The following is a 19,610-nucleotide window of genomic DNA, read 5'->3' on the forward strand; positions in this document are numbered from 1 at the left end:
CGCACGAAATTAGCCCGCAAACGCTAGTGTCGCGTGAAGTGGAATTGAGGTTGATAATTGTACGCTGAATATTTCCCTGTCTTTGCCGATCTCGTCCATCGTCTTGGGTTGGTTGCCCTGATCAGCATGGCCTATGGCTCCATTATCCGCGCTTTCAACCTGCCCTGGACGCGCGGCCTGATGGTTGGGCTACTGTTCGGCGGTGCCGCCATTATTTCCATGCTCGACCCCGTCATCGTCGACGAGGGCATCATTGTCGATGCGCGTTCCATCCTGCTGGCGCTCAGCGCACCGTTCGGCGGCGTTGTGGCGGTGCTGGTGTCGACAGCTCTTACGATCCTGTCCCGCGTCCTGATCGGAGGGGTTGGTGTGCAGGCCGGTGTCGTCGGCATTGTCATCATCGGCCTGATCAGCCTGATCTTCACGCTGGTCTACCGGCCCCAGACCTATTCCTGGAAACATTTCCTCATTCTCGGCCTCACGGTTCCGCTCTACACGCTGAGCATCTTCATCCTGCCGTTCGAGCAGGCGCTGCCGATTTTCCAGCGCATTGCCCTGCCGATACTGACCTTGAGCGTTGCCGGAATTTTTCTCATCTCCATGTTCCTGCATCGCGAACGCCTGCGTGTCGACCGGGTAAAAACGCTGGAGGTGGACGCCCATACGGATCCGTTGACCAACCTTGCCAACCGCCGCCTGTTTGACCGGGTCGCGCGGCGCACCTTCCGCAAGGCGGCATCGACCGGCGGCGACGTCTTTTCGCTTGTCATGATCGACATCGATTCATTCAAGAGCATCAACGATCGTTGGGGTCACTCCAATGGCGATCTGGTGCTGGTGGAAATTTCCACCATCATTCGTTCGCTGGTGCGCAAATCCGATCTGGTCGCCCGCTATGGCGGGGAGGAGATAGCGATCCTGATGCCGTCCGCAGCCGCCGGCGAAGCCATGGCGATGGCCGAAGCGATCCGGCGGCGCGTCAACGAGACCTTTTTCGATCTCGGGCGCACGCGGGCCCATGTCACCGTCAGCGCCGGTGTCGCCACCTTCACGGCGCAGCATCAGTCAATGACGGAACTGATCGAGGAGGCGGACGTGGCGCTCTACCGGGCCAAGCGCCTCGGTCGAAACCGCATCGAGCTGGCGGCCATTGCTGCCTAGGTCTGGACCCTACGCTGCCCTCAGTATGCTGTCGATGGCGCGGCAGCGTTGCAGCGCCCAATGCATGTCGTCGAGTGCCCCGTCGATGGCGCTCTCATGGACCTGCTGCAGCCCGATGCGCAGCTGATAACACGCGAGTACGGTTTTGTCCTGGACGAGATCCGGCCGGTGAACCTCGAAATAGCGGGCCTGCTGCTCCATGCAGTCCAGCCACGGCCGCCAGAACAGGATATTGGCGATATCGTAGAGCGGGTCACCGTACATGGCTTCCGACCAGTCGATAACACCTGTGATCCTACGGCGGCAAACCCTGCAGGGTGACACCTTCTACCATGTGCGAGATACAAAACCCGTTGCCGTCATCGAGAACGCCGTGAGCGACAACGGCCGGAATGGGCAGCGCGGGCGCGGAAAAATGCCGGCTCGCATAGGCGTCCTTGGCAAATCCCTCAGCGGACCGGTTGATGCGCAGGACAAAGCGCTCGTTGCCCAGATTGTAACGGAAGGCACGCGAATCCTCGCCTTCCGTGATTGGAACGAGCCGGACGGTCTCGCCCGTCAATTGCCGAAGCTTGCCTGCGGCGGCGGCCAGTGAAATGTCAGGTTTTTGCATGGCGGGGAAGGCGGTCAGGCGCCGCCGGCTTTTCCCCGTTCATGCACGATCCGCGCCATGGCCTGCGCTTCGGGGCCTTCCCTCTGCAGGCCCTCGGCAACGCCGGTCCTGTCGGCTTCAGCCCGGTTCTGGCTGACTTTCCATTTGCCTTCGATGCGCGTGATCGGGATTTCAACGCCGATAATGCCTTTCACCTGTCCGGCAATGAATGGCTCGGGCGCATCTTCCACCGCCCATGGCTGGGCGCGGCCGCCTTCCTGCGTGCGGGTGAGGCTGCCGATCTGCCGGCGCAGCCATTCCGGATCGTCCTGTATCTGCGGTGTACCCCAGGCCTGGACAACCACGTAGTTCCAGGTTGGTACAACCTTGCCGTGTTCGCGCTTGGCCGCATACCAGGAGGGCGTGATATAGGTGTTGGGGCCCTGGAAAATGACCAGCGCCTCGGCACCCGCCTGCAACGCCGCCACCTGCTCGTTGGCCCTGGCCAGATGCGCGCGAAGGGTTCCGTTCGGCCCTGCATCCGCATCGAGCTCGAAGGGAATGAGGTTCGCCATCAACCCGTGTTCGCCGCTCGTCACCAGCATGGCCAGCGGATGCTTGCGGATCAATGCGTGCATCACGTCAAGGCGATCTTCACGAAACGCGGGTGGTCTGTACATGGATTGCTCCGGTCGATCTGGAGTGGTCATGGCTTCATGCCATGCATGGAACTTGGACTGGAATAATAGTGGATCGGTACGGCGGCGCAAGGCGCATGCAAGACCGTGCCGGCCCGCACGGATGAATCTGGATTTTCCCGCTTGCTATTTCCCGACGCGTCGTAAGATGATGAAGCGAGAAACAAGGAATGTCCCGAGGGCTGATGATGGACGAAGAACCCGAACTGGTTGTGTCGCGTTTGTCGAAGGAGTTCACGCGCGATGGAATCACCGTCAGCGTTGAGATTTACCGCCTTGCCGAGCAGAACGAATGGACGCTCGAAGTGGTGACCGAAGACAAGGATTCGATTGTCTGGGACGATCCGTTCGAAACGGACCAGGCTGCATTTGACGAATTTCTGCGTGCGGTCGAGGAGGAGGGGCTGGCCGGCCTGATCGATCCCGACGGCGGCGATACGCTGCACTGACATGCGCGTGACATGTCCGCAGATCGGACATCGAATGGGAAAGCTGTTGAAAACACTGGTCGGAGTGAGAGGATTCGAACCTCCGACCCCGTCGTCCCGAACGACGTGCGCTACCAGGCTGCGCTACACTCCGTGACCAGCGATGCGGGGTATATACCGCCGAGTTTTTATGCCTGCAAGTCGTTTCATAAGCACTTCTTCAATTATACCCGTGCAAACATAAACCTTGTTCCGGAAATGGTTGAACCGGCCTTGTGATCGCTGCTGAAAGTCTTGTATCGGTAAAATACGGATGATGCGATGTATCGCAAAGTCTGCCGGAAGAGAGCGAATTGTATATCGGACGAGATATCGACTGAAACAATGGGGTTGCATGCAATGACATCGGGAATGAAGCGGATTATCAGCTTTGTGATGAGTGGCGGTGTTGGTTCGAGGCTCTGGCCTTTGTCGCGCGAAGACTTTCCCAAGCAGTTTCATAATCTTTCCGGTCAAGGTTCTATGCTGCTGCGCACCGTCAAGCGCATGGGCGCGCGCGGCGGCGAAATGCCTGTTCCGGTCTATCTGCTTGCCTCCGAACGGCATGCCGACCGCATCAGCCAGGATCTTTCCGGCGTCGATCTGGCGGGCGGGCGGGCGATTCTCGAACCCATGGGGCGCAACACCGCGGCCGCCGTCGTGCTGGCAACCGAGATCACGCTGCGCGAACATGGCGATGATCTGGTGCTGGTCGTGCCCTCCGACCATGAAATCACCACGGATCGCGATTTCTGGAACACGGTGGAAGCGGGCACCGATGCGGCCATGGCCGGCCGGATCGTCGTCTTCGGCATCCAGCCGGACCGGCCGGAGACGGGCTACGGCTATATCGAGGTCGGACCGCAGAACGAAAACACGCGCGACGTCATCCGTTTCGTGGAAAAGCCGAACGAGGAAACCGCGATCCAGTATCTCGAATCGAAGAACTTCCTCTGGAATTCCGGTATCTTTCTGTTCCGCGCCAGCACCATGCGCGATGCCTTCCGTGCCCATGCGCCGCAGATCTGGGATGGTGCCGTCACGGCGCTCGACGAGGCGACAAGCAATGTCTCCGGCACCTACCTGCCGCACGATCTCTATGCGGAGGTGCCATCCATTTCCGTCGACTATGCCATCATGGAACATGCGCAGGACATTGCGCTGGTCCCGGCGCGCTTCCGCTGGAACGATCTCGGATCGTGGCAATCCCTGCTCGAAGTCAGCTCGAGCGACGGCAGCGGCAATGTGATTGTCGGCGATGTCGTCGCCATCGATTGCGAGAACAGCTATCTGCGCAGCAATGGCCGCCTTTTGTCCGCCATTGGCCTGCGCGATCTTGCCGTCGTGTCGACCTCGGACGCAACATTCGTGGCCCCCGTTACCGAAAGCCAGAACGTCCGCAAGATCGTCGAACAGCTGGAAAAGACAGGGCGGCTTGAAACCAAGTTTACCCCGGCGCAGGACCGGCTGCCGCAGGTCGGCGCCTATGAAAAGCGTGTACGCCATTGGCTGTTCGAGGAAACGCTGCCGCTCTGGTCGACGGTCGGCGTCGACCGGCGCTATGGCGGTTTCCATGAAGCGCTGACCTTCGACGCCACCCCCATCATCAAGACCAAGCGGATGCGCACCACGGCGCGGCAGATCTATGCCTTCGCGGTGGCGCACGAAATGGGCTGGGATGGCCCGGCCCATGATCTGATCGACCACGGTATCCGCTTCATCACGGCCAATGGCCGGACGAAGCGCGGCGGCTGGGTGAAGACGTTCAACCCCGACGGTACGGTGCTTGACGGGGCAGAAGACGCCTATGACCAGTCCTTCGTGCTGCTGGCGCTGGCGCATGCCCATCGGGCGGGCCATCCGCAGGCGCTTGGTCTTGCCACGGAAACCTTTGCCTTCATCGATGAGTATCTCGCCGATTCCAAATTGCGCGGTTTTCTGGAAATGCCGGGGGATACCGGTTTGCGCCGGTCCAACCCGCATATGCACCTGCTGGAATCATTCCTTGCCTGGTACGATGTGACGGGCAACCGCGATTATCTGCAGCGTGCCGCGCGGATTGTCGATCTGTTCCGGCATCACCTCTTCGATGCGGAGACATGGACGCTCGGCGAATACTTTACCGATGACTGGGAGCGGGCACCGGGCGAAAAAGGCGAATGGACGGAACCGGGGCACCATTTCGAATGGGCCTATCTCCTGTCCAATTTTGCCAAGGCGTCGGGCCAGAAAGACATCATCCGCCACGCGCGCAAGCTCTATGCCTCGGCCATTGCCAACGGGCTGAACCGCACCACGGAACTCGCCTATGGCGCTGTATCCCGGCACGGCCTGCCGCTCGACACCAATTCACGCAGCTGGCCGCAGACCGAGGCAGTGAAGGCCGCTATTGCGCTGGACGGCAATGGCGGGCCGGACCTCAAGCCGGAAGTCGAGGCACGGGTGGGCCGTCTGTTCCGCTGGCATATCGAGCAGGCGCCGAAGGGCCTGTGGATCGACCTGATCGATGAAAAGGGCAGGGCACGGGCCGAAGACGTGCCGGCCTCGATCTTCTATCATCTTGTCTGCGCCCTGACGCAGTATGTGGATTACATCGGCAAGGCCTAGTCAGTTCTGACAGGCCAGGCGCACATCGCCGTTTCGGCAATCCCGGTCAATTCCTCGATGGTCGCGCCATCGCGCGCCTGCACCGACATGCCTTGAATGATGGTGCCATAAAAACGGGCAAGCTGGCGCGTATTGGTGGTCTCCGGCAGTTCGCCCGTGCCGATGCCCTTGCGGATATAGTTCTCAATCATATCCAGACTGCCGCTGCGCATGGCGGCCAGACTATCGGCGACCCCTTTCACTTCCGATGCACAGGAGAGGACCGCCGTCGAGATCATGCAACCGCCGGGGCCTGCGGTGAACGATTCCGCCGCCCCGTGCAACAGCCGGCTGATTCCCGCATGGACGGTCTTTTCCCCGGCAAGCGCTGCGGGGAAATAGGCGCCGAAACTGCTGCGGTAGAGGTCGAGGACTTCCGCATAGAGCGCTTCCTTCGAACCGAAGGCCGTGTAGAGGCTGGGCGGGGTAATGCCCATCGCCGCCGTCAGGTCGTTGATCGACGTGCCCTCGTAGCCATGCTCCCAGAAAAGTTGCAGTGCTTTCTCCCGCGCCGCCTCCCGGTCAAAGCTGCGCGGACGGCCGCGCTTGCGGGCGGGTTCTTCAACGGTGCTGACAGATGGCTCATTTATTTTCATAGTGACCACTAATAAATTTGTTGACGCGAAGCAGGCTTGTGCTAATCCTATTATATAGCGACCACTATTAAAAAGGAACAGGCCGATGAACATACCAGTTGCTACCGCCCTGACAACACTTGCCTTGACCGCTCCGGCACTGGCTGCACAGGCCAGTTTCAAGGACCGGCTCGACGCCGTGATTGATCGTGCCATCGCCGATCAGACCATCGTGGGTACCGTCATCCTGGTCGCCGAGGATGGCGAGATCGTCTATCGCCGCGTGGCGGGATTTGCCGATCGCGAGGCCAGGGTTCCGATCAGGGAGAATGCCATCTTCCGCTTTGCGTCGATGACCAAGCCGATTGTCGCGGTTACAGCCCTGCGGCTGGTGGAAGAAGGGAAGCTGAAGCTCGATGATCCCGTCACGCAATATCTGCCGGATTTCCAGCCAAAACTGGCCGACGGCCGCGAACCTGTCATCACCATCCGGCAGCTGATGGACCACACGTCAGGCCTGAGCTATGGCTTCCTTCAGCCCGCCAATGGCCCCTATCGCAAGGCCAACATATCCGACGGTCTTGACCAGCCGGGGCTCTCCATCGAGGAGAATCTGCGCCGCATCGCCACGGTTCCCCTGTCGTTTGAACCCGGAACCGCTTGGGAATATTCGGTTGGCATCGACGTGTTGGGTGCAGTGCTCGCCAAGGCCACTGGCAAGACACTACCCGAGCTGGTGAGCGAAAATGTCACCGGAAAGCTGGGTCTCAAGGATACGGCATTCAGCGTGAGTGACCGGGCAAGACTGGCGGTAGCCTATGGCGATGCCCAGCCGCCGGCGCGGATGGACGGACCGCATGTCGTGCCGTTTTTCGACGGCGTCGTCAGCTTTGCGCCGGACCGCATCTTCGATCCCGCTTCCTACGCGTCCGGCGGTGCGGGCATGGCCGGAACCGCCGATGATTACATCCGCTTCCTCGAAACCCTGCGCAAGGGCGGCTCGCCCCTGCTGAAGGCCGACAGCGTCAAGCTGCTGTCTGATAACCAGATTGGCGATATTGTCGTGACGGCCACGCCGCCGGGTTGGGGTTTCAGTCTCGGGTTTTCTGTTCTGAAAGATCCTGCGGCGGCGGGCTCGCCGCAATCGGCGGGAACCTGGCAATGGGGCGGGGTCTACGGCCAGTCATGGTTTGTCGACCCTAAGCAAAAGCTCTCCGTCGTCGTGATGACCAACACGGCCTATGCCGGCATGATCGGGGCATTTCCCGATGGTGTGCGCGACGCCATCTACGGCAAATGATGGACATGGCGGGACAGGCAAATGTCCCGCCATGATCAATTCTAGTAGGGGCTCTCGACCTTGCCCGTTTCCACATAGACCGACTTGATCTGGCTGTAGTGGTAAAGCGCAGCCAGACCGTTTTCACGGCCGACACCGGACTGCTTGAAGCCGCCGAACGGCATTTCAACCGGGGCGAGGTTGTAGGTGTTGATCCAGCATGTGCCGGCCTTGAGCTGGCTGATGACCCGGTGCGCACGGGACAGATCCTTGGTGAAGACACCCGCTGACAGGCCGAACTCCGTATCATTGGCGCGGGCGACAACCTCGTCCTCGTCGTTGAAATCGAGAACAGCCATGACGGGGCCGAAAATTTCCTCCTGCGCGATGGTCATGCCATCGGTCACATCGGTGAAAATCGTCGGCTCGACATAGCAGCCGCCTTCAAAGCCCTGCATGTTCGGCACGCCGCCGCCAAAGGCGAGCGTCGCCCCCTCGGCCTTGCCCTTTTCGATATAGGCAACCACCTTGTCGCGCTGCGCCGCGTTGATCAGCGGTCCCAGATGGATTTCGGGATCGAGCGGATCGCCGAGGCGGATTGCCTTGGTGCGCGTCACCAGCCGGTCGAGGAACCTGTCCTTGATGCCTTTCTGGACAAAGACGCGGGTGCCATTCGAGCAGACTTGGCCGGTGGAATAGAAATTGCCGAGCAGCGCGCCGCCAACGGCGTTCTCCACATCCGCATCGTCGAAAATGATCAGCGGCGACTTGCCGCCGAGTTCCATCGTGGCGTGTTTCATGTGCGAACCGGCCTGCGCCAGCACCTTCTTGCCGGTGGGCACCGAGCCTGTCAGCGAAACCTTGGCGACAAGAGGATGATCGACGAGCTGCGAACCGACATCGCCAAACCCCTGCACCACATTGAACAGGCCATCGGGCAGGCCGGCTTCCTTGTAGATCTCTGCCAGTGCAAGGGCGGACAACGGGGTGTTTTCCGAAGGCTTGAAGATCATGGCGTTGCCTGCGGCGAGCGCCGGGGCCGACTTCCAGCCCGCACCCTGGATCGGATAGTTCCATGCGCCGATGCCGACGCAGACGCCCAGCGCCTCGCGGCGCGTATAGGCATAGGAGCCGCCAAGCTCGATCATCTCGCCGTTGAACCCGGCGATAATACCGCCGTAGAATTCCAGCGCATCGGCCGCCGATGCCGGATCGGCAACCAGCGTTTCCTGAATGGCCTTACCGGTATCGAGCGTTTCCAACTCGGCGATCTCGGCATTGCGGGCACGCAGAAGGTCCGCCGCCCGGCGCAGGATGCGGCCGCGTTCCACCGGCTTGAGCGCCGCCCAGGCGGGCTGTGCGGCCGCCGCTGCCTGCACGGCCTGTTCGATCAGGGCCGGCGTTGCGCCAAACAGTTTTGCGATGATTTCGCCGGTCGCCGGATAGATCACATCGAGCGGCTTGCCGGCCTTGTCCTCGACGAAGCGGCCATTGATGAAATGCGATGCCTTCGGCTGCGCGCGCATGGTGTTCTCCTGGAGTTGTAATTTCAGCATAGGCTTTGTGCGTGGTTCGACAAGCTCACCGGTTGCGCAAAGTAAAATCCGATACCATCACCGGTCGCTCGCTTCCCAGCGCGGATTGATCCACGGCTCCTGATTGGACCTCGGCAGGGGATCGCGGCCAAGAATATGGTCGGACGCCTTTTCGCCGGTCATGATCGAGGGACCATTCAGATTGCCGTTGGTGACGCGCGGAAAAATCGAGGAATCAGCGACACGCAGGCCCTCGACACCGATCACCCGGCATTGCGGATCGACCACGGCCATGGGATCGTTTGCCGCGCCCATCTTGCAGGTGCCGCAGGGATGGAACGCGCTTTCCGCATGTTCGCGCAGGAAGTCGTCGATGGCCTCGTCGGATTGCACATGCGCGCCCGGAGAAATCTCGCGGCCGCGATAGGGATCAAGCGCCGCCTGGCCGAAAATCTCGCGGGTCAGGCGCACCGCATGGCGGAAGTCCGCCCAGTCATCCGGATGCGACATGTAGTTGAAGACGATCTTCGGCTTTTCCAGCGGGTCGGACGAGCGCAGGCTCACGCTGCCGCGCGACTTCGAGCGCATCGGACCCACATGCGCCTGGAATCCGTGACCCTTGGCTGCCGCCTTGCCGTCATAGCGGATGGCGGCGGGCAGGAAATGGTACTGGATATCAGGGTAGTCGACACCGGGTTTTGAGCGCACGAACGCGGCGGATTCGAAATGATTGGTGGCGCCGTCGCCGGTCTTGAAGAACAGCCATTGCGCACCGATCATCGCCTTGGAGAACAGGCCGAGCTTGGAATTGAGCGTGATCGGCTTCAGGCTCTCCTGCTGGATATAGACTTCCATGTGGTCCTGCAGGTTCTGGCCGACACCGGCGCGATCGGCCACCACGGCAATGCCATGCTCTTTCAGGTGCTGTGCCGGACCGATACCCGACAGCATCAGGAGTTTTGGCGAATTGATCGACGACGCCGCAACGATCACCTCACGCCGCGCGCGCACGATTTCCGTCTTGCCGCGCCGGGTGATTTCCACCCCCGTCGCCCTTTGATTCTCGATGACCACACGCCGCGCGAAGCCATTGACGAGACTCACATTCCGCCGCTTCAGCGCCGGGCGCAGATAGGCATTGGCCGTCGACCAGCGGCGGCCGTTGTGAATGGTCTGTTCCATGGCGCCGAAGCCTTCCTGCTTGGCGCCGTTATAGTCTTCAGTGACTTCGAAACCCGCCTGCTTGCCTGCATCGACGAAGGCATGGAACAGGGGATTGTCGCGCCGTCCGCGTTGCACATGCAGCGGGCCGTTGGTGCCGCGCCATCCGGCCTCGCCGCCATGGGAATGTTCCATGCGCTTGAAATAGGGCAGCACATCCGCGTAGGACCAGCCAGCCGCGCCACTCTCCGCCCAATGGTCGAAATCATGGGCGTGGCCGCGCACATAGACCATGCCGTTGATGGAGGAGGAGCCGCCGATCACCTTGCCGCGCGGGGTCACCAGCGTGCGTCCGCCCAGGTGCGGTTCCGGCTCGGACGAAAAGCCCCAGTCATAGGTGCTCATGTTCATCGGGAAGGAGAGGGCGGCGGGCATCTGGATGAATGGCCCCATATCCGTGCCGCCGAATTCGATGACGATGACCGAATGCCTGCCATCCTCCGACAGGCGGTAGGCCATGGCGGAACCGGCCGAACCCGAACCGATGATGACGAAATCTGCTTCCATAGCTGGCCCCATTATTCGCCGCGCGGAAAGCGCGCGTTTTCTTCCAGAACATTCAGATCCATGTGATTGCGCATGTAGCGCTCCGAGGCCTTCTGCAGCGGCTGGTAATCCCAGGGATAATAGGAGCCGTTGCGCAGCGCCTCGTAGACCACCCAGCGGCGGGCCTGGCTCTCGCGCACGGCGGCGTCATAGGCCGCCATGTCCCAGCGCGCCCTGGCGGCAGTCGTGAACTGGGCAAGCAGCGCGGCATGGGCGGGATCACCGGCAAGGTTGGTCAGCTCGTGCGGATCCGATTCAAGATCAAACAGTTGCGGCGGATCGATCTCGCAATGCACGAACTTGTATCGGCCGTCGCGTATGCAGACGAGCGGGGCATTGGAGCCCTCCGCCGCATATTCCATCAGCACCGGGCCCTGCCGCTTGCCGCCCGCGATGACGCCGGTCAGATCCTCGCCGTCTGTCCATGGTTTGACGGCGGCAATGTCGATACCGGCGAGTGCCGCAAGGGTCGGGTTAATATCGAGCGTCGAGGCCGGCTGGGTGACCAATTGCGGCGTGATGCCCTTGCCTGCAATCATCAGTGGCACGCGGGCCGACCCCTCGAAAAAGTTCATCTTGAACCACAGGCCGCGCTCGCCCAGCATGTCGCCATGGTCCGACGTGAACACGATGATCGTGTCGTCGAGCATTCGCGTTGCCCGCAGCACCTCCAGAATTTCGCCGATCTTGTCATCGACATAGGAAATATTGGCGAGATAGCCCTGGCGCGCCCGGCGGATGTTTTCCGGGGTAATATCGAATTGCGTGTAGTCACAGGCCCGCATCAGGCGCTGCGCATGCGGGTCCTGTGCTTCGAAGGGGATGGCGGCAACGGCAGGTTCAAGCGCCGGCGAATTCTCGTAGAGATCACAGTATTTGCGCCGTGCCACATAGGGGTCGTGCGGATGGGTGAAGGAGACCGTCAGGCACCACGGGCGGCGCGCCGGATCATCCGACGTGCGCGACAGCTGGTAGAGTTTTTGGGTGGCGTGAAACGCCACCTCGTCGTCATATTCCATCTGGTTGCTGGTTTCGGCCACGCCGGCGCCGGTGACGGAGCCGAGATTGTGATACCACCAGTCGATGCGCTCGCCCGGTTTGCGGTAGTCCGGGGTCCAGCCGAAATCGGCGGGATAGATATCCGTGGTCAGGCGTTCTTCAAGACCATGCAACTGGTCAGGGCCGACAAAGTGCATCTTGCCGGAAAGCCCGGTGTAGTAACCGGCGCGGCGCAGATGATGCGCATAGGTCGGAATATCCGAGGCGAATTCGGCGGCATTGTCATAGACGCGGGTGCGCGACGGCAGCTGCCCGGACATCAACGAGGCACGGGCCGGGGCACAGAGTGGCGAAGCGGTATAGGTGTTGGCAAAGCGAGCCGAACGCTGCGCCAGCGCACGCAGATGCGGGGCATGGATGAAATCGGCTGGACCGTCCGGAAACAGGGTTCCGTTCAGCTGATCGACCATCAGGATGAGAATATTTGGTCTTGTCATTGGCATGCTCCGGCGGCGGCTAATTTCGTCGTCACATAATCTTCCACGAGCGCGATTGCCGAAGCTGCCTCAGGCGCGCCATTGCGCAGCGCATGGCGGATATAGAGCCCGTCGATCATCGCGCCGGTGCCCTCGGCGATCTGCAGAGCGGTCGCCCGATCGGTCATGCTGCTGAGGGCAAAGGCGAGGTTGGAATGCATGCGCCGGGCATAGACACGCAGGAGGCGGCGGGTTTCTGTCGATTGCTGCGCATGCACGTAAAAGGTCAGCCATGCCGCCACGGTCTGCGGAGCGAATTGCGAGGCGGAGAAGTTGACGGCGATGATGGCGGCAACGCGCTGTGCTGGCGTCTGCGCTGGCGCCAGCGCCGCCAGGAGATCCTGCCCGAGTTCTTTCAGGAGATGGCGCATGGTGGCCAGGATCAGCTGTTCCTTGCCGCCGAAATAATGATGCGCCAGCGCCGGCGAAACGCCCGCTTCATGGGCGATCTCCGCGACAGTCACGTCAAGCGAGCCGCGCTGGCCGATGGTGCGGATGGCCGCATCGATCAACTCCCGCTTGCGCAGTGGTTCCATTCCGACTTTGGGCATGCTGAAAAACCTCGTTCGGAGGAATTATTATTCTTGATTGACTGATCAATCAATAAAAATAGCGACGTTTTGGAGCGGTATTTGATGGGAGTGCTGCAAAGCCATTATGCGTGGTTCGTGGTTCGTGGTTCGTGGCTCGACAAGCTCACCATGAGGGAGAGTGGTGCTGTAACGCTAACTGGAGAGATTGCAGAATGTAACTCCCTGCAATCCTCACTCTTCCTCATGGTGAGCTTCCTGAGCTTGTCGAAGGGCGAACCACGCACGATGGTCTTGCAACCACCAGCAAGCAATAAACGACTCACCACGATACACCCAACCGCACGATAATTGCCAAACCACAGGCTCCGGTATTGCACTGCAACAAAGCCCTTTACCTTGAAACGATGCGGGTTCATGGTTACCTACAAGAATGACATTTTGGAGGAATGACATGACAGCCTGTATCGTTGGATGGTCGCATCTGCCTTTCGGAAAACTGGAAGGCGAGAGCGTGGAAAGCCTGATCGTCAAGGCGGCCGTCGCTGCGCTCGATCATGCAGGCATCGGCCCGCAGGATGTCGACGAGATTGTCCTCGGCCACTTCAATGCCGGGTTCTCGCCGCAGGATTTCACCGCCAGCCTCGTCCTGCAGGCCAGCGATGCCTTCCGCTTCAAGCCCGCCACCCGGGTGGAAAATGCCTGCGCCACCGGTTCGGCGGCCGTGCACCAGGGCATCAAGACCATTCGCGCCGGCGCTGCCCGTATTGTACTGGTGGTGGGTGTCGAGAAGATGACATCGACGCCGGGACCCGAAATCGGCAAGAACCTTCTCAAAGCCTCCTACCTGCCGGAAGAGGGCGATATCCCCGCCGGTTTTGCCGGGGTGTTCGGCCAGATCGCGGCGGCCTATTTCCAGAAATATGGCGACCAGTCCGATGCGCTGGCGACAATCGCCGCGAAGAACCACAAGAACGGTGTGGGCAATCCCTATGCGCAGATGCGCAAGGATCTGGGCTATGAATTCTGCCGGCATGAAAGCGAGAAGAACCCCTTCGTTGCCGGTCCGTTGAAGCGGACCGACTGCTCGCTGGTGTCGGACGGCGCAGCGGCACTGGTTCTCACCGACACGCAGACCGCGCTGAAGATGAAGCGCGCCGTGGCCTTCCGTGGCGCTGCCCATGTGCAGGATTTCCTGCCGATCTCCAAGCGCGACATCCTGCTGTTCGAAGGCTGCGCCGAAGGTTGGAAGCGCGCCCTCGATCTGGCCGGTGTCACCATCGACGATCTGTCTTTTGTCGAAACCCATGATTGCTTCACCATCGCCGAACTCATCGAATATGAGGCGATGGGCCTGGCCAAGCCGGGCGAGGGTGCCAAGGTTGCCCTGGAAGGCCAGACGGCCATGGGCGGGCGCCTGCCGGTCAATCCATCCGGCGGTCTCAAGGCCAAGGGTCATCCGATCGGCGCCAGCGGCGTCTCCATGCATGTGCTCTCGTCCATGCAGCTGACGGGCGAAGCCGGCGGCATTCAGGTGCCGGATGCCAAGCTTGCCGGCATTTTCAACATGGGCGGCGCTGCCGTCGCCAACTATGTGTCGATCCTCGAACGCATCAAATAAACCGTCCAATAGCGTTCTTGTCGAATCCGGGGCTTCAAGTCCCGGATTCGCCGTGTCAAAAGCATCCGGCAAATCCATGAATTGAATCATCTTTTCCGGCAGAGGAAAAAGACATGTCGAACGGATGGAAGGAATCGGCATCCGCCTGGATTGCCGAACAGGCGGAAGATGGTGACTACGGCCGCGTTTATGTTCTCGACAAGCCGATGCTGGAACGCGTCAGCGGACGCGGCTTTAAAAATGCGCTCGATGTCGGCTGCGGCGAAGGCCGCTTCTGCCGCATCCTCAAGGGCCTTGGAATCAAGCCGGTCGGTATTGACCCGACCGAGGAATTGCTGGCGCAGGCGCAGGCCCGGGACCCCGAAGGAGACTATCGTTTCGGGTATGCGGAGGCGCTGGAATTTCCGGATGCCTCCTTCGATCTGGTCGTAAGCTACCTCTCGCTTATCGATATTCCCTATCTGCGCAAGGCGATCGCTGAAATGGTCAGGGTGCTGGCGCCGGGTGGGACCCTGCTGATTGCCAATCTCAACAGTTTCAATACGGCGGGACAACCGGGGGGCTGGCAGCCCGATATCAACGGCGATCCGCGTTTCTACGTGGATCATTATCTCGAGGAGCGTGTGGACTGGGTGGAGTGGCGCGGCATCCGCATCCAGAACTGGCATCGGCCGCTGAGCACCTACATGTCGCTTCTCCTTGGCCATGGTCTCACCCTGCGCCATTTTGCCGAACCGGCACCTTACGGCGGCGATCCCGACAAGGCCGATCGCTATCGCCGCGTGCCCTATTTCCTTGTCATGGAGTGGCAGAAGGGCGGCTGAGCGCAATTGTGCCGTTTTCGCCATTGGAAAGGCAAACGGGGCATCCTATAAGACCATCAATTCCGGCGGACGCCGGTCGATTTCCCGAGCAAAGTAGGGCGTTATGAGCAATCCGGTTCTGGTTGAAGTTTTTCGCGGCGAAACAGTGGAGAGCCGCCATCGCGGCGCGGTTGTTGTCACAGACGGCGACGGCAGGATTGTCTATTCGGCTGGCGATATCGAACGGCCGACCTTTCCCCGTTCGGCGATCAAGGCGATACAGGCTCTTCCGCTGGTGGAAAGCGGCGCTGCCGATGCCTATGGCTTCGGCAATGAGGAACTGGCCATGGCCTGCGCGTCGCATTCGGGCGAACCGTTGCATGTGAGCAAGGCCGCCGACATGCTCGGCCGTGCGGGTCTCGACCTCTCGGCGCTGGAATGCGGCGCCCATTGGTCATCCGATCAGTCCGTGCTGATCGCCCAGGCCCGCAGCATGCAGGAGCCAACGGCGCTGCACAACAATTGCTCCGGCAAGCATTCCGGATTTCTCTGCACCTGCGTGCATCTCGGCATCGAGACCGCAGGCTATTCGACCCTGGGATCGCCGACGCAGACCATGGTATGCGAAGCCATGGAGAGCGTAACCGGCGCGGTTCATTCGCTGGATCATTGCGGCACGGACGGTTGCTCCATCCCGACCTATGCCATCCCATTGAAAAGTCTGGCACACGGCTTTGCCCGCATGGCGACCGGCACCGGCCTGCCGCCGGTACGGGCCAAGGCAGCAAAGCGTCTGCTCGATGCCACCATGGCGGCCCCATATTATGTTGCAGGCACCAACCGCGCCTGCACGCGGCTGATGGAAATGGCGCCGGGGCGCATCTTCGTCAAGACCGGTGCGGAAGGCGTTTTTGTGGCGGCTTTGCCGGAGTTCGGTCTCGGCATCGCGCTCAAATGCGATGATGGCGCGACCCGCGCCTCCGAAGCGATGATCGGAGCGGTTCTCGCGCGGATTTTCCGTGGCGATGCGGAGCTGGAATCGAAGCTCGACCGGTTTGCCGACCGCGAAATGCGCAACTGGAACGGCATCACCTACGGTGTTGTCAGCCCGGCCGATATCCTGACCGAAGCCGACATCAACTGAGAATATTGCGCGCGACGATCAGCTTGTCATAACCGCTGGCATTTTGCCGGGCGAGATCCTTGGTCACCGCATCCATCCAGCGATGGCCGAAAATGCCGCCCCGGGCCGCCTTCTCGATGATATTGTCGGTGATGACAGCGGAGCCGACACCGTCGACGACGCTGACATAAATGCCGGTGCCCGCCTGCCGGATCACGTTGCCCGTGGCGGTGAGGTTGCGCATATAGGGACCCCAGCCCAGCTTGATGCCGTAGAGGGCCGCAGTCTCGATGACGTTGCCCGTCACGGCAATATCCGCTTCGACGCTGATGCCGATGCCGAATCCCGGCGCATCGGCGGGATAGGGCCCGATGGCGGTGAGGTTGCGCACCACATTGCCGCTGCAGGTGCCCATGCGGCCGCCGCCATCGAAATTGACCATGGAAATGCCACTGGCCGCGCCATCGACGATGTTGTTGGCGATCACCGCGCCTTCGAAGGCGAATTCGGAATAAAGCGCCATCTCGCCGCTGCCGGTGCAATTGTTGCCGATGATCTGCACATTGTTTCCGGCATTGGCGCGAACGGCGGAGAAGGCGCACCCCACCAGCACATTGTTGGAAACAAGCACGTTGCCGGCACGGAACACATTGATGCCATTGCCGTTCTGGCCGGTGCCGCCGCCATCGGCGCGGATATTCTCGACGCGGTTGCCGCTGACGATGGTCCCGTCCGGTCCCTGTGCATCGCGAAAGATCAGGATGCCGCCATTGCCGCAATCGCCGACTTGGTTGGCGGTGATGTCGAGCCCGGTGGATTGCGACGCAAAAATACCCGCGTCCCGGGCACCGCTGATACGGTTGTTGCGGATACTGCCGCCGCATTGAGAAAGCGCGATGGCGTTTTTGCCCGATGCCGCGAAATCGCAATCCTCGATGACGATCCGGGTGACATTGGCAGCATCGACCAGCGCCTTGGCACCGCCGGCAAGCGGCTGGTTCGCGCCATCGATGACAAGCCCGCTGAGGCGGATCTGCGCGCCGCTGCTGGCCCTCAGAAAGAAACCGCCGCCGCCATAAACGAGGCGGGTTGCGCCGGGAATGCCGGCGAGATTGGTCCGTGCAGGCAAATCCACGCCGGAAACAATATAGGTTCCGGGTTGCAGGAAAATCTGGTCGCCGGTCGCACTCGCCTTCTGCAGGAGGGCATTGAGCGCCTTGCCCTGATCGTCAGGCGATCCCGGATTAAGCCCTGCGGATGCCGCCGCAAAAGTCCGGGCGGGCAGGAGTGCCCCGGCACCAAGCCCGGCCATTCCACCGAGAACAAGACGTCTGTCGATCACGGGCTTTACCTCAGGTTCAGCGTTTGGACAGGCCGAGGGATTGTGTGTCTTTTGGCCAATCGATTGATGGCACTTGCAGCTTGGTCAGGCAAGGCATACCTTCACCGGATGAGCAGAGCTTTCACCAAGGAAGACGACAGCAATTCATCGATTGATCTGGGCGAGCGCCCCGTCAGTCCGCACCGGAATCTGGTGACCGAAAACGGTCTTGCCATGATCGATGGTGAAATCGCTGCCTCGCGTGAGGATCTCTCCAAAGGCAACGCCGAGGCTGACCGCGATCTGATTGCGCGGGCGTCGCGCGACCTGCGCTACTGGACGGCGCGGCGGGAGACGGCGGAGGTTTCACATCCCGATCCAACAAGCACCATTGTGCGCTTCGGCATGACGGTGACCATCGCCGACGAGCATGATACCCGCCACAGCTGGGCCATCGTCGGCGAAGATGAGGCCGATGCCAGCCACGGCAAGATTTCGCACGTCTCGCCCATGGCGCAACTGATGTTCGGCAAATCGCTCGGCGATATTTTCGAGCTCAACGGCCGCGAATGGGAAATCATTGCGATCGGACTGCCGCAGGTTGAATCAGAATAACCAGAGAAAGCCTTAAACCATTCGCTTACAAGGGTTTTTTGGCTGGTTGCCCCAATTGGGCTGGAAAAGGCAGGCTCAGCGTTGCGGATGCATCATAAGCCATTTCTATCTGCCCCAGAAGCAATAGCAGACGGTATTAGGGTCAATCCCTTGTCCGTTTCTAAAACCTCAAGTTCGTCACCAATTTTAAGATTGTAACGATCAAGAATTTCATCTGGAATGATGAAACCAACTTCGTCTCCGATCTCGATCAAGGTGACCACATACATGATCTGCGCCCCAGTGTTGCGAATAAATTACAACACCTGCAGTCAAGTGAATCAAGATCGCTGATCTCATCACTTCGTCTTACAGCCAGCCCTTCTTGCGGAAGATCAGCAGCGGGATGACGGCCGAGGCAATCATCATGCCGATGGCCATGGGATAGCCCCACATCGTCTTGAGTTCCGGCATGAATTCGAAATTCATGCCGTAGATCGAGGCCACCAGCGTCGGCGGCATGAAAGCGACGGCCGCCACCGAGAAGATCTTGATGATGGCGTTCTGTTCGATGGAGATGAGGCCAACCACCGTATCGAGCAGGAAGGTGATCTTGTTGGAGAGGAAGTCGACATAGGTGCTCAACGATTGGGTGTCGCGCTCCAGCGACTTGATCCACGCCTTCGTCTCTTTCTTGTAGCTGTTCTGCTCGGTAATGGCGGCGAGGTAGACCAGCAGGCGGCTCACCCCGGCAATGCTTTCCCGCACCTTTGACAGAAACGCACCCTGGCCGCCGATCCGCGTGAGGCTGTCGCGGAAATTCTTCGTCGTCATCGGCTTGTCATTGTCGGAACGGCGGAAGATCGTGTGGGAATTCTGGTCGATGTCCGAGGCGACGCCTTCGAGAATATCGGCAATGCGATCCGTCACGGCTTCGATGATCCCAAGCAGAATGGTCACGCCGCTGCATTTGTCGTTGATCAGCCCGTTGCCGGGCTTCGACGCCCGGCTGACATAGAGGCTGAAGGCCCGCGGCTCGGCATAGCGCACCGTAACCAGGAACGAACCCGTCAGGATGAACGAGATCGGGCTGATGGCGTGATGCTTGTCCTGGGTGAAATAGAGGATCGGCGCCGTCAGATACTGTCCGCCATTTTCCGTGTAGAAGCGGCTGGACTCCTCGATCTCCACCATATCCTCGCGGGTAGGGATGGCGGTCTTGGTCCAGGTCTCGGTCTGCACATCCTCGTCATGGGTGGGATTGAGCAGGTCGATCCAGACCGTATTGTCAGGCAGGGCATCGCCGACCTTGGCCGGGCGTGCGGCCAGATGATCTGCTTCAAGCGTATAAACAACGATCATG

19 protein-coding genes and 1 tRNA gene are annotated in these 19,610 nt (G+C 60.5%); 8 read left to right on the forward strand and 12 right to left on the reverse strand.

Annotated elements, in window-relative coordinates:
• Positions 1-57 precede the first annotated feature (57 nt).
• Positions 58-1,161 (forward strand): diguanylate cyclase, encoded by a 1,104-nt coding sequence (locus RDL77_RS11210; protein WP_288192870.1) that lies wholly within the window; start codon positions 58-60, stop codon positions 1,159-1,161.
• 9 nt (positions 1,162-1,170) lie between these two features.
• Here the strand turns inward: RDL77_RS11210 and RDL77_RS11215 are convergent, their stop codons facing one another.
• Genes RDL77_RS11215 through RDL77_RS11225 form a run of 3 tightly spaced genes read right to left on the reverse strand, consistent with a single transcriptional unit; the run spans position 1,171 to position 2,433 of the window.
• Positions 1,171-1,425, reverse strand: coding sequence for a hypothetical protein (locus RDL77_RS11215; RefSeq protein WP_288192871.1), 255 nt, complete (start codon positions 1,423-1,425; stop codon positions 1,171-1,173).
• Positions 1,426-1,456: 31 nt separating this feature from the next.
• Complete coding sequence (locus tag RDL77_RS11220) at positions 1,457-1,774, reverse strand: hypothetical protein (RefSeq protein WP_288192872.1); 318 nt, start codon at positions 1,772-1,774, stop codon at positions 1,457-1,459.
• Between the two features lie 14 nt (positions 1,775-1,788).
• A complete protein-coding gene (locus RDL77_RS11225; RefSeq protein ID WP_288192873.1) occupies positions 1,789-2,433 on the reverse strand; it encodes an FMN-binding negative transcriptional regulator in 645 nt (214 codons plus the stop codon).
• A gap of 188 nt (positions 2,434-2,621) precedes the next feature.
• On the opposite strand from RDL77_RS11225, the gene RDL77_RS11230 reads away from it, so the two are divergent.
• Positions 2,622-2,900, forward strand: a complete 279-nt coding sequence (locus tag RDL77_RS11230) for a hypothetical protein (RefSeq protein WP_374042706.1) — start codon at positions 2,622-2,624, stop codon at positions 2,898-2,900.
• A 56-nt stretch (positions 2,901-2,956) separates the two neighbouring features.
• On the opposite strand, the gene RDL77_RS11235 is transcribed toward RDL77_RS11230, so the two are convergent.
• A tRNA-Pro gene (locus tag RDL77_RS11235) sits at positions 2,957-3,033 on the reverse strand.
• Positions 3,034-3,290: 257 nt separating this feature from the next.
• Between RDL77_RS11235 and RDL77_RS11240 the strand changes: the two genes are divergently transcribed.
• Positions 3,291-5,525, forward strand: coding sequence for an AGE family epimerase/isomerase (locus tag RDL77_RS11240; protein WP_223611456.1), 2,235 nt, complete (start codon positions 3,291-3,293; stop codon positions 5,523-5,525).
• Here the strand turns inward: RDL77_RS11240 and RDL77_RS11245 are convergent.
• On the reverse strand, positions 5,522-6,160 hold the full coding sequence (locus RDL77_RS11245; protein WP_223611455.1) for a TetR/AcrR family transcriptional regulator: 639 nt from the start codon (positions 6,158-6,160) through the stop codon (positions 5,522-5,524). The two genes, RDL77_RS11240 and RDL77_RS11245, sit on opposite strands and share 4 nt — an antisense overlap.
• A gap of 85 nt (positions 6,161-6,245) precedes the next feature.
• Between RDL77_RS11245 and RDL77_RS11250 the strand changes: the two genes are divergently transcribed.
• Positions 6,246-7,439: a serine hydrolase gene (locus RDL77_RS11250; protein ID WP_288192874.1), complete on the forward strand. Its 1,194-nt coding sequence runs from the start codon at positions 6,246-6,248 to the stop codon at positions 7,437-7,439.
• A gap of 41 nt (positions 7,440-7,480) precedes the next feature.
• Here RDL77_RS11250 and betB read toward each other — a convergent pair whose 3' ends face one another.
• The 4 genes from betB to betI form a co-directional block, all read right to left on the reverse strand.
• On the reverse strand, positions 7,481-8,944 hold the full coding sequence (gene betB, locus RDL77_RS11255) for a betaine-aldehyde dehydrogenase (protein WP_288192875.1): 1,464 nt from the start codon (positions 8,942-8,944) through the stop codon (positions 7,481-7,483).
• Between the two features lie 87 nt (positions 8,945-9,031).
• Complete coding sequence (gene betA, locus RDL77_RS11260) at positions 9,032-10,681, reverse strand: choline dehydrogenase (protein ID WP_288192876.1); 1,650 nt, start codon at positions 10,679-10,681, stop codon at positions 9,032-9,034.
• Positions 10,682-10,692: 11 nt separating this feature from the next.
• Positions 10,693-12,216, reverse strand: a complete 1,524-nt coding sequence (gene betC / locus RDL77_RS11265; RefSeq protein ID WP_288192877.1) for a choline-sulfatase — start codon at positions 12,214-12,216, stop codon at positions 10,693-10,695.
• Complete coding sequence (gene betI, locus RDL77_RS11270; RefSeq protein ID WP_288192878.1) at positions 12,213-12,806, reverse strand: transcriptional regulator BetI; 594 nt, start codon at positions 12,804-12,806, stop codon at positions 12,213-12,215. The genes betC and betI overlap by 4 nt, the downstream gene beginning before the upstream one ends.
• Before the next feature lie 433 nt (positions 12,807-13,239).
• On the opposite strand from betI, the gene RDL77_RS11275 reads away from it, so the two are divergent.
• The 3 genes from RDL77_RS11275 (at position 13,240) to RDL77_RS11285 (ending at position 16,353) form a co-directional block, all read left to right on the forward strand.
• Entirely contained in the window at positions 13,240-14,406 is a 1,167-nt protein-coding gene (locus RDL77_RS11275; RefSeq protein WP_288192879.1) for an acetyl-CoA acetyltransferase, read from the forward strand.
• 113 nt (positions 14,407-14,519) lie between these two features.
• Entirely contained in the window at positions 14,520-15,230 is a 711-nt protein-coding gene (locus tag RDL77_RS11280; RefSeq protein WP_288192880.1) for a class I SAM-dependent methyltransferase, read from the forward strand.
• A 103-nt stretch (positions 15,231-15,333) separates the two neighbouring features.
• Positions 15,334-16,353, forward strand: coding sequence for an asparaginase (locus tag RDL77_RS11285; RefSeq protein ID WP_288192881.1), 1,020 nt, complete (start codon positions 15,334-15,336; stop codon positions 16,351-16,353).
• On the opposite strand, the gene RDL77_RS11290 is transcribed toward RDL77_RS11285, so the two are convergent.
• A complete protein-coding gene (locus RDL77_RS11290) occupies positions 16,346-17,674 on the reverse strand; it encodes a TIGR03808 family TAT-translocated repetitive protein (protein ID WP_288192882.1) in 1,329 nt (442 codons plus the stop codon). The two genes, RDL77_RS11285 and RDL77_RS11290, sit on opposite strands and share 8 nt — an antisense overlap.
• A 108-nt stretch (positions 17,675-17,782) precedes the next feature.
• On the opposite strand from RDL77_RS11290, the gene RDL77_RS11295 reads away from it, so the two are divergent.
• Positions 17,783-18,268, forward strand: coding sequence for a GreA/GreB family elongation factor (locus tag RDL77_RS11295; protein ID WP_288192883.1), 486 nt, complete (start codon positions 17,783-17,785; stop codon positions 18,266-18,268).
• 92 nt (positions 18,269-18,360) lie between these two features.
• Here RDL77_RS11295 and RDL77_RS11300 read toward each other — a convergent pair whose 3' ends face one another.
• A complete protein-coding gene (locus tag RDL77_RS11300; RefSeq protein WP_288192884.1) occupies positions 18,361-18,537 on the reverse strand; it encodes an AbrB/MazE/SpoVT family DNA-binding domain-containing protein in 177 nt (58 codons plus the stop codon).
• Positions 18,538-18,616: 79 nt separating this feature from the next.
• The gene (corA, locus tag RDL77_RS11305; RefSeq protein ID WP_288192885.1) at positions 18,617-19,609 is read right to left on the reverse strand and encodes a magnesium/cobalt transporter CorA; all 993 of its coding nucleotides are present in this window, start codon (positions 19,607-19,609) and stop codon (positions 18,617-18,619) included.
• Between the last annotated feature and the right edge of the window lies 1 nt (position 19,610).

It is taken from the genome of uncultured Phyllobacterium sp. (assembly GCF_902479695.1).
GTDB lineage: Bacteria > Pseudomonadota > Alphaproteobacteria > Rhizobiales > Rhizobiaceae > Phyllobacterium > Phyllobacterium calauticae.

What these genes read in the sequence shown, in the direction of transcription:
- RDL77_RS11215 (WP_288192871.1), bottom strand. Translation starts at nt 1,425, where the DNA reads ATGTACGGTGACCCGCTCTACGATATCGCCAATATCCTGTTCTGGCGG.
- RDL77_RS11220 (WP_288192872.1), bottom strand. Translation starts at nt 1,774, where the DNA reads ATGCAAAAACCTGACATTTCACTGGCCGCCGCCGCAGGCAAGCTTCGG.
- RDL77_RS11225 (WP_288192873.1), bottom strand. Translation starts at nt 2,433, where the DNA reads ATGTACAGACCACCCGCGTTTCGTGAAGATCGCCTTGACGTGATGCAC.
- RDL77_RS11230 (WP_374042706.1), top strand. Translation starts at nt 2,622, where the DNA reads ATGTCCCGAGGGCTGATGATGGACGAAGAACCCGAACTGGTTGTGTCG.
- RDL77_RS11240 (WP_223611456.1), top strand. Translation starts at nt 3,291, where the DNA reads ATGAAGCGGATTATCAGCTTTGTGATGAGTGGCGGTGTTGGTTCGAGG.
- RDL77_RS11245 (WP_223611455.1), bottom strand. Translation starts at nt 6,160, where the DNA reads ATGAAAATAAATGAGCCATCTGTCAGCACCGTTGAAGAACCCGCCCGC.
- RDL77_RS11250 (WP_288192874.1), top strand. Translation starts at nt 6,246, where the DNA reads ATGAACATACCAGTTGCTACCGCCCTGACAACACTTGCCTTGACCGCT.
- betB (WP_288192875.1), bottom strand. Translation starts at nt 8,944, where the DNA reads ATGCGCGCGCAGCCGAAGGCATCGCATTTCATCAATGGCCGCTTCGTC.
- betA (WP_288192876.1), bottom strand. Translation starts at nt 10,681, where the DNA reads ATGGAAGCAGATTTCGTCATCATCGGTTCGGGTTCGGCCGGTTCCGCC.
- betC (WP_288192877.1), bottom strand. Translation starts at nt 12,216, where the DNA reads ATGACAAGACCAAATATTCTCATCCTGATGGTCGATCAGCTGAACGGA.
- betI (WP_288192878.1), bottom strand. Translation starts at nt 12,806, where the DNA reads ATGCCCAAAGTCGGAATGGAACCACTGCGCAAGCGGGAGTTGATCGAT.
- RDL77_RS11275 (WP_288192879.1), top strand. Translation starts at nt 13,240, where the DNA reads ATGACAGCCTGTATCGTTGGATGGTCGCATCTGCCTTTCGGAAAACTG.
- RDL77_RS11280 (WP_288192880.1), top strand. Translation starts at nt 14,520, where the DNA reads ATGTCGAACGGATGGAAGGAATCGGCATCCGCCTGGATTGCCGAACAG.
- RDL77_RS11285 (WP_288192881.1), top strand. Translation starts at nt 15,334, where the DNA reads ATGAGCAATCCGGTTCTGGTTGAAGTTTTTCGCGGCGAAACAGTGGAG.
- RDL77_RS11295 (WP_288192883.1), top strand. Translation starts at nt 17,783, where the DNA reads ATGAGCAGAGCTTTCACCAAGGAAGACGACAGCAATTCATCGATTGAT.
- RDL77_RS11300 (WP_288192884.1), bottom strand. Translation starts at nt 18,537, where the DNA reads ATGTATGTGGTCACCTTGATCGAGATCGGAGACGAAGTTGGTTTCATC.
- corA (WP_288192885.1), bottom strand. Translation starts at nt 19,609, where the DNA reads ATGATCGTTGTTTATACGCTTGAAGCAGATCATCTGGCCGCACGCCCG.